We start from the raw sequence: 11,670 nt of genomic DNA, 5'->3' as shown, positions 1-11,670 counted from the left end.
TTAAACTTTTGCCTTTGCATATATTTCGATTATTCTAAATCATTTTGTAAGCTATCTGGAGGCACTACGGCGGGCATAAAGCCCAGTATAGCCACTATCTGCTCACCGATCTCCGGAAATTTATTAAGGGCGTACATGAGCATATCAAACACTATGGCATCGGGAATATTGACATCCTGCTTAATTTGACTAACTACTTCTACCGGCACACCTCCCTCGGGTCTTAATCGCGTAAACTCCTGAATACTCATCCCCCCCTGCACCCACCCCCGATCTATTTGCATCACCGCCCGAATATTCACATCCCGCGTCAGGGGAAGTTCGGCTTTCTGCTCTTCGGTCAAATGCGGAAAGAGCGAATGGATCAATTGCGGCTGTGTCTTGATTAAATCAGTAATCTGTGTCATTAAATAGTTTGATTCGAATCATAGGATAAACGGCGCACCTCAAAGCGGAAAGGGCAGGCACTGGTCAGTGACTCACCGGTTAGTTTAAAGTCCAGTGACTGATTATAGGCACTACCAGTCCCCTGCCAGGTGCGTACCGTAAGGCTTTTGCCATCGGTATTATTGGACATGCTTTCCATGTTTTTACTGTAATCGGCCAGCTGGTTAACCAGCCCCGCAAACCAGGGAAAACGGCACGTCCAGACAGCTCCCTGCATGGTTCCTCCGTAGCCTTGCGTTTTGGCGTAGCAGCTTAATACATAGTAGCCCGACAGCAGCGCGTGATCATCACCCCCCACAATCTCATTCCATACCTCATTTTGCGCCATCACCGAGCGGTAAAATACCATGTGTTTGAGCCTTCTTCCCAGGAAGGCCTTTGTCCCCAGGGTAATCAAGGAAGCAATGGCAGGGGTGCTTTCCAGGTACTCCACCCCGTTATTCAGGATACTGATCCCCTGATGATGACCTACCAACGTTGTATAGTTCCCCAGATTCACCCGGGCGCCATTCACAAGCCTTCCAGTCAGGTACCCTCCGTACTGCGAACTACCCAGACGATAGGCACACTGGTTATTCATGAAGTCAGCGGAAGTTGTAAAATCAGCGTCCGTAGGAGGAGCCGAAAGGGCCTCGGTTCTGACCTCCGAACCCGCCCCGGTACCGTTCAGGAATACATTCCGCATACCAGTCAAGGCAAACGTGCCTTCCTTCCCGTTGACCGTTTTTCTCCGGTGGTAAAGCTGGAATCCATTCAGCAGGATCTCTACATCATCCACGTTGGACAAATCCACATCCTCTGTAACTTCGGTGTTCCCCATCAGCTGGATCCGGATATTCCTCAGCTGAGGATTACGTCGAACGGTCTCCCCTACCTGCCGCATGGTTTTTAACGGCCGGGCCAGTTCAAAGCCTGACCAGCCGTCATTGCCGCCCACGCCGTTGACGTATATCGTAGCATTCACCGCATTTTCGGGGCCATCGATCATGCCCTGCTGCTCATAGGAACCCGTCCCCAGGGTAAGGGTGCCTGAGAGTACACTACGGCGATAGCGATATTCCTTGGAACCGTACCAGTTGGTACCATTGGTGCCGGGAACAAAAAGCGTGGTATTGTTGCCCACGACCACTGATCCTCCATTACCCAGTAATAGGGAAACCTGTGAGCGTTCCGGCGTCCAGATGGTAATATTATTGCCTGTATTAGAGGCTCCCACCGGATTGGCCAGATTGATCGCACCCACGTTATTTCGGTAGTAGAACTGATCACCCGCACCGGTACTGCCCGTCGCGTTTTCGGTTTCCAGCACGCCATCCACCCGAACATTCAACGAGTAGCCGTGATGAACAAGCCTGTATTGTCCCTCCCCCACGTTCACGGCTCCGTCATCCGACAGGGTCCGCTTCCGGAAGTAGAGTTTATTGGTGACACCAGCAAGTATGTAGATACTCAGGGTAGGTACGTAGAAAGTGACATCCCCCCCGTTGGCTAAACTTACCTCCACGGTACCGGTGATACGAAGCTCCACCTGGCTAAACTTGCCGTTGACAATCTGTGCCGCCCGGTTCAGTGTCCTGATCGGGTTACCACTGCTACCGGTTCCGGAATCATTGCCACTCGTACCGTCGATAAACAGGATAGTCGCCAACGTCGAAAAGCGGTTAGGGTACTCCGCCATCAGCCCCTCAGCATAAGAATTAGTTTGGGTTAGGGCTGCCTCAATCCAGTCTACCACCTTGAAGAGAATCCCTCTGGCGGTATATGCTTTTATACTCCTGAGGATGTTATCGGGTAGCTCGGACTCGATATCCTGCTTGATCGTTGCATCATTAATCTGGGGGGCAGCCATAACAGACAGAAGAAAGGATACGGGTTTTGGTAAAAGTATTCTTCCGTACTTCAGCTAGTCAATAGGATAGTAGCCACTATTTTTCAAAACCCTTGCAAGGCTCAGAATATCAGAGCGTTACAAGGACTTTGTTAGATGGCAAAATCTTCGCTCCAATCGTCACTGAACTCACTTCTATACTTCTCATCCTTAATGGCGAAATCTTCACCCCAATCGTCCGAAAACTCTCCTACCACGTCTTTTCGTACAATCTCACAACTGTACGCTACTGCCTCGGGCTGGATCTGTACCAGACAGGTTTCCTCTACATACTCTTCCTGAGCCGGTACCAGACGCAGAGATGTCAGGCCGTGTGGCTCGATCCGGATCAGCGTAGACGGACGACTGCGTACCTGTTTAGGTGCCCTGAAACAGGCGGAGGACTCCCCATTCACAAATACCTCCACCACCGAGACATCCGCGGCCCCAATGACCTCCAGCTGGTATTCTCCCGCCCTGAGCGACATTTCACGAACCACCGGAAGGATTGCCCCATCTGGTCTAAGTAAATACAGCTGTACGCCATGCGTAGGAGGCAGCCATTCCAACCGTCCAAAACCCAGTTGTACCCCACTGAGGTACCGCCCCCGGTTATGCCGGATCTGTCCCGACACCGTGAGTCTGGCACTAAACTGCAAACGCTTACTGGCCGCGGACAGGATGGTCGTATCCATGCCATCGCGCATGCTGTATTCTACGCCATCTATTACTACCTCTTCGTGCTGCAGCCAGGCAGTCAGCGTATCACAGAAAGCCTCGGATATAGGATCACTCACCAGCTCCACCGTCTTAGTGATGTTCACCGCCCGCTTGCGCTGGTAGCCATCCAGTCCCCGCTGCGTGACCGACTCAAGGAAAGGCTGAACCGTACCCAGAGATACGGGAAGCCGGAGGCGTTGCGAAAGTCCCGGTTCGTGGTACTCATAGCCAAACACCTCATTGGGCGCCAGTACCTCCACCAGGCAATCCTGCTCGTGGGAGCCGACATTGAGGTAATTACTCACGGCTTTCAATGCATTGTCCCGAAGGTCTACCAGCCCTAATTGATAGCTTCCCGTATAGTCTTCCGGTAGGGTGACCTCCAGTACGACCTGTCGGCTCCTGCGCATCAGGGGGCCTTCCAGAATCTGTACATCGGCAATGTGAGAGGCATTATACCGGTCTCCGCGTTTTGCGTAGGCCGTAACCGGTTGCCCATCGGGCCGGGTGATAACACTGTACGCCCCGGTAAGTCCCAATGCCTGGGCTACACTGGCGGCATCATCTCCCAGCTGGGCGGTATAGCTCTCTTCTTCCAGGGTATAGATGTTTCCGGGCAGTACATCGGGGGAGACACTGATCTGCCATCGGCGCATGAGCTGAGGCGGAATCTCAGCCTCGGACAGGGCCGTGAGCGTTGGATAGTTCGTATTGGGTACCTTCTGGGTGCCCGCTAACACGGTGATCACGGGTACCACTCCCGAGTTGGTCCGGTACTGACCCGAATTAGGATTCAACGCCGCTTCCAGCGTGGTCACGGTATCGCTATCCGCTACCGTACGGGTAAGGGATGTTCTTCCTTCGGCGGTAATCTGGATGGAGTTACCCGACTGCCAGTCTCCCTGGACCTTGACTTTCCAGTAATCATAGGTACCGTTATTGCTGATCCACTGGGCTACGACCGTAGGCTTGGTGGTATTCTGAAACGTACGCTCTCCGGCCAGTGCCTGGGTTTCTCCCAGCGTTCCGCTTTCGATGGTCAGGGTATCAAGTCCCCCATTCAGTACCTGCAGAATGGATTCAGAAGTATCTCCTACTACCGCCGTGTAGCTCTGGCCGTTCAGCTTGAATATATTTCCCGGCTGTACATCTTTTCCCACGCGAATTTTATACCTGGTCTGGGCGGCCTGATTAATGGTGTTCAAGGGTCTGGCCAGTAAGGAAGGACTGTTCTCATTGCTCTCCAACACCGTACCCAGTCCCACCCGCAGGGGCTCATCGGTCAGCCGGAACCGTCCGGTACGGAATATCCGGAGGGAAAGCACATTGCCGTTTACCTCGCCCAGCACCGGGGCATAAGGGTAGCCTTCGAAGAATTCCTTTAACGCCTGCATGTACTTTGAAAGCTCCGTCTGCTGACCGCGAAAGGTGCCAATGACCTGCTTACCGTTCTCCCGCAGTAGTGCAAACTGCCGGTAGCTGTCGGCCGTAGGCAGATCATTGACCAGTAACCGTAAAAAGGTGTACAGCTCACTTTGCTGAGGGCGGATGGTGCCTATATCTTCCAGTATCTCATAGCCCGGCTCCCCTTTGTTCTCCCGGATCAGCACGACCTTACACAGTTCCGGGAGCAGGCCCGCCAAATCGGTGCGGGGAATCAAGAGCCGGAAGTGGTCACCCGGGCGTGCCGGCAGACAGCTCAATGAAGTGGGTGCATCCAGCGAACGAGGGGTACCCGTAAGCGGAACAAAGCGGAGGAAGTTAGAATACTGATTCATGGTTGTAAAAGTTTTCCGGTCACGACGGCCACGCCGTCTTCAATGCTATATGTAGCCTCATCCACCTCCATGTGGTAGGAAGTGCCATCAGAGGTCCACTCGATCTGATCCCCGATCGCATGGTAGTCACTCAGGCTTAGTTGCGTTTCAATCGAAGCCACGTACGGAGTGTAGCGGCTCTGAAAGCTGGAAAGGGTAGAACCTGACGTCTGCCCGTCCTGACTGAGAAGCCGCAGCGGATAGTTATAATATAAGTCGGAGGCCCACGCCTGCTGCTGCACGGAAACCAGATCGTGGGAAGTGAGCAGAAACAGCCGGTCGTCAAAGTCGGCATCCTCCTTCTCTCCTACCTGGCTGTAACGCATGCGGCGAAGCTTCTCGATCAGGTACTGACTTCCCACCAGGTACGACAGCGACAGGTCCAGCTCGCTCAGAGTATCAAAGCCGGTACCGTAGGTAAAGCGTCCATTAGGCTCCCCATTCCCCTGTACAGTTTTGGACTGCCACGTCTGAAAACCGTACACGATGGATGAATACATTAGCGGAAGAGGATCTAAGGCCATTTTCTCCACGTGCCGGATGTACTGTTTTCCGGTAGCTGCTGCTTTGACCGTAAGAGTCAGATCCGAATGGCCAATCTTCAGGTTCAGCAGCTTGCGGATATCCGCAAACAGCAGGTCCATATTCACCTTCATCATACGGTCCACGCCCCGCAGCAGTGCCCCGCTGGTCAGGTAGAGGTCAGACAATAGGGAGCCACCCGTCAGGGTAAGCCCATTGGCGGTAGCCCAGCGGTTCAGCAGGGTATCCAGCCTCAGACAACGAACGGCCGTTACCTCATCAGGTACCTCGGTGAGGCTGATGCCGTTTTCGGTGGAATAGGTAAAGGTGTAAACCTCCTGATTGCACTGCACCCATATCCCTACCGCATAGCCCTTGCTGATCAGAAGGTCGGAAGCAAAGAGCCATTGCACCGCCCCTGCGGTATAGGTACCCACCAGCAGCTGATCTACCACCTTATCCGCCTGATCGTAAATCCGCACATATACCACATAGGAATTGGAATTGCGTATGACGACCGACACGGGTAGGAGCATCTCCAGCCGGATGGTCAGATCGTAGTCCGTATTATTGCGCCAGAAGGGCAGCGTGCCATCGGCTTCCAGGTACAGCCCCAAACCTTCTTTGCTGGTCGCTTTGACCGGAACCGCATGACTGGGCGTATGACCGGATACCAGTGTTTTCTCAGCGGGTACTGTAGCCGTGATAGCTCCCCCAAGCGGCAAACCGTGTAGTGTATACGTTTCCGTCGCTTCCCATTCCGAAACCGTCTGAGCCGCGGTGATGACCTTACGGGCGGAACGATCTACCAGCCCAATGCTGATACCCTCCTCCCGGATCTGCATGGTATTCCAGTCCAGGGCGCTCTCCCAGGTGGAGCCTCCTTCTTCAATGCCCAGGATGATCCTGGCCGCGTGCCGCTCCTGCTCCCATCTCGTACGGATGATGCCCACCGCCAGCGGGTCCCGAAAGAGCAGACCGTCCTCTTCCAGCACCCCGCTGGTATTCTCCACGATGCCCCCCCACCCTGCGTCCCTCTTTTTAAGCAACCGGAGATTCTCCCAGTTCAACGGCTCTTCAATAACCGTTTTGTTCAGATAGATCTTCATGAAGCCATTGGGGTTTTAAAGAAACGTTTGCTTTCGAGCGCTTTGGCTTTTAGCTTATCGCGCCATACCCGATTTGTTTGTATCAGTCGGGTTTGCTCTTCCGAACTGGTACAGGTTTCAATTAAGTACAGGAGCGTGCGGAGCCCTTCGGTTTCCTCGACGGTGAGCATCACGGGCAATTTTTGGGGATCGAAGACAGAGGCAGTTTGGGTCATCTTTTGTAGCGATTAGTATATATGTGATTGAGTGAGTTAGCGCGACGTTCGGTAATGCTCAGACCAGTTTTGGTAGCGTTGACAATCACCCCCGGCTTATTTTCCAGAGTAGTGTTCAACTTACGTACTTCGCTCAGCAGGGCCGGATCATAGGCAAAATCCAGCGAAGGCAGGTCCTGTACATTATTCAGCTTCATGGATAGCTGAGGCATGGCCAGGTCAAAGAGCTGGGGAAATTTCTCTTTCAGCTCATCGTACTTGATGTAGCCATCCACCAGCTGACGGGTGGTTGGTGGCATCCTCAGACGACGGAGGCGCATGTTCTGGTAGGTGGGAATAATGGCCTCCCCTTCGTTCATATTCACCGGAATGGTATCCCGTCCACTGGGCTGACCTGCTTCTCGTTTCAAATACTCCGTACCGTGGTATCGGTTGCTGCGCCCCCCGCCATTGTTGACCTGATCAGCACCGTCGCCGTTACCGCGCCCGCTACCTCCGTCCTGGTTACTCTGTCCGCTACGATCAGGTATAACAGGCGGGTTACCTTCATTAAAGTCAGGACCGTGGTAGTGTGACGCATCCAGATTGCCTTTCAGGGCGTGCAGTTCACTAATGGCATCATTCAGGGCTCGTTTGTTGGAGAACAGACGGTGCTTGGCTGCTTTGAGCTTGACGATCTCCATGTCGATTTCAATCATAGCCAGGTGCTTCTGAGCGTTAAACATGGCACCGTTCAACCCGTTGACGATTTCGGCATGGCGGCGGTTCTCATCCGTACGGGCCTGCACGGCCTCCCGTTCCGCTTTTTCAATCGCCTTCTGCTGTCTTCGGATATAGGACTCCAGCGTATCGGCCAGTTGCTGTATCCGATTGTTTGCCGCCTCCTCCCTGGCCTCCATCTCACTTTTTACCTGATCGTGGTGGTCCTTCTGCCGATTATTCAAGGCTTCAATAGCCAGGGTAGTCTCTGCTTCCTTGTTACCCTTGGCATTCTGGTACTTCTCGTGAACATTGGCCTTTAACTGCTCAAAGGCATTATGAATATCGGCCAACTCCTGCTGGGTAGCACCGCTGGCAATGGCGGCCGCCACTTCCCGGTCACGGGCTTCGTTCAGCAGACGTATCTCCCTAGCCTCCCCTTCAGTCAAGAGCTGTCCCCGGAAATTATGATCCTCCTGAGCCCGGAGTTTTTTATCTTCAATGGACTGATTGTAGACTCTCAGCTTTTCCTCTTCGGCTTTCTTAAAAGCAGCGAGTTCTTCATTGATCAGTTCAACCGCCTTATCGTGCCGGGCCTGATTAAGAGCTATCTGCTTATTGATAGTATCTCGTACCTTTTCCTCTTCGGCGTTGATGCGATCCATGTTAGCCTTATGCAGGGCATCCTCAGCAATCATCTTGCTCTGGATCATCTGCATCTCGGCTTCCAGCGAACGTTGCTTTTCCAACAGCATGGACCGCTCCTGCTGCAGGCGTTCCTGGGCCTGCTTATAGAACATAAGATTAACCTGCTCGATGGCGGTACCAATAGCCCCCACTACATCCCCACTGACAAGCTGCCCCAGTGCCTTCATAGCCAACTGGGACTCCTGCATAGTGAGCTGCATCTGCTCATTCACGTCCTGGATCTGCTGCCTGGTAGCCAGCATGGCCGACTTCTGTTTCAGTAGTTCCTCTTCGTTAGCCAGGTAATGCTTGACCGCCGCCTCCCGCTCCTGATAGCTCATGGTGGTATCGTTGAGCATCTCCTGCATGGCGCCCTGGTTGGCATCTACCAACCCATCGATGACATCCGTAATTTTATCGATGGACTCCATAGCCATCTCCCCCGTATCGATGAACGTCTGCCGGATCCTGCTCATGACATCCACGATCTGCTGCCCGATCTGCACCATGCCCTGGGCAATGGCCATGACCATACTCGCCGTAGAGGCCGCTGCCTGCGTAGCCGCCTGGGTGGTCGCGGTCTTGGCGGCTTCCAGGTTGTTCATAGCCTGCTGGGTGAGCGGATTGTTCTCACCGTAGCGGGCCAGATTCATCATATACTCGGCATTGGCCCGGGCCTCCCGACCTTTGGCTTTCTCCAGTTCCTGCTGGGCCAACTGGTCGAAGTGGACGCTCATGATCACCTGCTCCTGTCCGGTGAACTGCGCCACGTTGGCCAGCCGCTGGGTCTGGTAGTCCTGCTGAGCGGCCAGTAAATCCCGATGGAGTTGCACATACTCAGCCTTCAGCTTATCCATCAGCTCAAGACGCTTATGGAGCTCCTCCCGATGAGCCTCGGTTTCCTTATCCAGTTCCTTATGAATATCTTCTGTTAACTTTTCTCTTGATTTGAGCAACTTATGGTGCTGATCATCGATCAGGGCGGATAGTTTTTCATTGGCCTGCTGCTGTGCCTGCTCCCGTTTGGCATCATAGAGGTCATTGACCGCCTGGATAGCTTCCTCTTTTACTTTCTCATCCGCTACGGATTTCTCAATGGCCGCCAATTTCTTAGCCCGCTCCTGCTCAATATCCCACTCCACCTGATTGAGACGCCCATTGGACAGGATCTTCATGTGCTCCATGTGGATCTGCTCCGTCTCATCCAGCATCTTGGTCGTAGCATTCTTTCGCTTCTCCTCCTCCCGCTTCTGGGCTTCGGTCTGGGTATTGCCCAGATCTACAATCTTCGTGACCGTCTTGCCTTCCAGTTCCACCAGAGCCTCCTTATGCCGACTCATTTCGGCGTTGTACGCCTGCGAGCCTTTCTGCAGGGTTTCCAGCAGGATGGCGTGCTTGGCGTTTTCGGCATTGACCGCCTGTATTTTCTCAGACTCGCGAAGGTTGTTGGTGTTAATGGCGGAGGTAGCCATGGCCTTATCAATCTCCTTCATGCGCTTATCCAGATCCAGCGCCACGTTGGTGATCTTGCCCTTGGTCAGCCCATCCCACGCCTCGCCCAGACTGCTTACCCCCGATAGGGCCTGGAACTGCTGCAAGTTCATACCCCGGATTGCCTCGGCCAGCTTATTGACATCGCCCCCCACTTTCTGGTAGAGTTCGGGAGCCTTTTCTTTCAGCCGGTCCATCAATTCAGCCTCCTGCTGGAACAGCTTATTACGTTCTTCCTGTAGATTATTGAGTCGGTAGTTTTCCCGGGCCAGCCCAATGCGGGTATTTAGCGAATTATTCAGCTGATCAATAATACCACGCAGTTGTGCATTACTGATCTTCTCTGCATCAATACCGCTGAGGTATTCCGGATATTCGCTGATCATGGTCTTGATCGCATCAATACGACGCTTGGTACCCTCCTCGTGGGAAGTCGCCACGTTGACCAGCTCGGCTAGCTTGGCCCGCTGGGCTTCCAGTTCCAGTTGCTCGTGACCGATGGCCTCGGTATGAGAAGCGGTGGCAACATTTACCAGTTGATAGGCCGAGTAGAGGGAGGATAGCAATCCAATGACAAAGCCCAGTGGATTGGCCCGCATAGCTACCCACAACGAATTGACCGCCCCTGACAGTCCGGTTGTGGCTACGGTACCTGCTGCCGTAGCGGCCGTATTGGCCGCAATGCCGGCTGCTGTGGCTTTGGCCTCGAGTGCCAACAGAGCTTTTGTTTTAACTACCGTTTCAAGTATGGTTTTATAGGCAATCCAGCCCGATACACCAGCTTTTACTACACCGATAGCTATTTCCATATTTCGGCTGCTGTTACCCAGCCAGTCGAAGAATTCCCGCAGCGCGTCGGTCGTCCCGGCAATCAGGCCCGTACGGCTGGTACCCAGACGGGCAAAGAACTGGTAGACCGAATCTGATAGGTTAGACAGTTTTCCGGTGATGGTGGTAGATTGCCGCTCCATCAGCCCCGCAAAGCGCCCCCCTTCCTCACCCAGCGAGAAAAGTGCCTTCTGTACGTCGGTGTAACTTATAATACCCTTGGATATATCTTTCTGAATAGTGGAGACGCTTTTGCCCGTTACGTTAGACAGGGCTTCGAGCATATTGACCCCTGCTTCCTGAAACTGCCGGAGTTCAGCCCCGGTGAGCTTACCGGCTGCCCGAACCTGACCAAAGGCCAGAATCAATTGAGGTAGTTTTTCGGTACCTACGGCGGCCGATATATTACCCAGTGCGCCCAGGGTACGGATTACCTCATCAGAAGCCACCCCGTAGGCCAACAGGCGTTGGGTAGCTTCCTGGGTTTGTTCAAGTGTAAAAGGTGTCTTTTTGGTGAATTCAATGACCTCCGCCATCAGCTTATCCGCCTTGGACTTGCTTTGCAGCATCACCTCCAGGCTGATTTGAAACTGCTGCATATTCCCAGCGGCTTCCAGCACCCTTTTGCCGTAGTTAATCAGCTGATCCACCGCGAAGGCGCCCAGCATGTAGGCTTTGAAGGAAGCTACCTGATTGGATAGGTACCCGTACTGGCTTCCTATCTGTTTTAGGGCTCGTTCGTGATCAGCGGAGGCCTTTTCCTGTGCCTTCTGCGCCTGGGTCTCTGCAACAGTGCGCTTATTGATGGATTCCGTCAGATCCCGGATTGCCAGCGATTGAGTTCGATAAGCGTTATCAATCTTGGAATTTCCTTCCCCTACCTTGGCGGTAAGAGCTTCCTGAGCCTGAGAGACCCGGTTGAGTTGCTGTATAAGTTCGGGGAGCTCCGAGTCAACGGAGACCTTAAATCTGGTTTGCTGATCCACCTTGTAATAATTAGATATATTACTAATTTTATGGACGCGTACCCGATTCTATCTTGTGGTGTTTATTGCAGCAAAAACCGCTCATTTGAAGCGGTTTTTCTTATATAAACCTATTTAGTTGGAGCTGTGGTGTGATCTATGCAACGGCTGGGTTGATAAATACAGCAGCAATATCTATCCAAATACTAGCAATTGAATAAAAGCGCTAGCAATTTTATTTATTCGTATTAAAACTTTTATTACTTTTGATAATAACACCCTGTTGTGGTGGAATTAGAGGAG

At 53.0% G+C, this 11,670-nt stretch carries 6 protein-coding genes; all 6 read right to left on the bottom strand.

Translation table 11 applies throughout. The annotated features are described in order from the left end of the window. Nucleotides 1–29: 29 nt before the first annotated feature. The 6 genes from JUB14_RS14555 to JUB14_RS14530 all read right to left on the bottom strand — a co-directional run bounded on the left by JUB14_RS14555 (nt 30) and on the right by JUB14_RS14530 (nt 11,388). On the bottom strand, nt 30–407 hold the full coding sequence (locus JUB14_RS14555; RefSeq protein WP_207507023.1) for a hypothetical protein: 378 nt from the start codon (nt 405–407) through the stop codon (nt 30–32). After that, the gene (locus tag JUB14_RS14550) at nt 407–2,296 is read right to left on the bottom strand and encodes a hypothetical protein (RefSeq protein WP_207507022.1); all 1,890 of its coding nucleotides are present in this window, start codon (nt 2,294–2,296) and stop codon (nt 407–409) included. Before JUB14_RS14550 ends, JUB14_RS14555 begins: the two co-directional genes overlap by 1 nt. Nucleotides 2,297–2,427: 131 nt before the next feature. After that, nucleotides 2,428–4,812 (bottom strand): hypothetical protein, encoded by a 2,385-nt coding sequence (locus tag JUB14_RS14545; RefSeq protein WP_207507021.1) that lies wholly within the window; start codon nt 4,810–4,812, stop codon nt 2,428–2,430. Beyond that, nucleotides 4,809–6,482 carry a hypothetical protein gene (locus JUB14_RS14540; RefSeq protein ID WP_207507020.1) on the bottom strand — a complete coding sequence of 558 codons (1,674 nt, stop codon included), beginning with the start codon at nt 6,480–6,482 and terminating at the stop codon, nt 4,809–4,811. The genes JUB14_RS14545 and JUB14_RS14540 overlap by 4 nt, the downstream gene beginning before the upstream one ends. Beyond that, nucleotides 6,479–6,697, bottom strand: a complete 219-nt coding sequence (locus JUB14_RS14535; RefSeq protein ID WP_207507019.1) for a hypothetical protein — start codon at nt 6,695–6,697, stop codon at nt 6,479–6,481. Before JUB14_RS14535 ends, JUB14_RS14540 begins: the two co-directional genes overlap by 4 nt. Next, the gene (locus JUB14_RS14530) at nt 6,694–11,388 is read right to left on the bottom strand and encodes a tape measure protein (protein WP_207507018.1); all 4,695 of its coding nucleotides are present in this window, start codon (nt 11,386–11,388) and stop codon (nt 6,694–6,696) included. Before JUB14_RS14530 ends, JUB14_RS14535 begins: the two co-directional genes overlap by 4 nt. Between the last annotated feature and the right edge of the window lie 282 nt (nt 11,389–11,670).

The sequence above is a fragment of the Telluribacter humicola genome, assembly GCF_017355935.1.
GTDB lineage: Bacteria > Bacteroidota > Bacteroidia > Cytophagales > Spirosomataceae > Telluribacter > Telluribacter humicola.
Note: the sequence above shows the minus strand (reverse complement) of the source record. Positions and strands in the feature narration are given on the sequence as shown.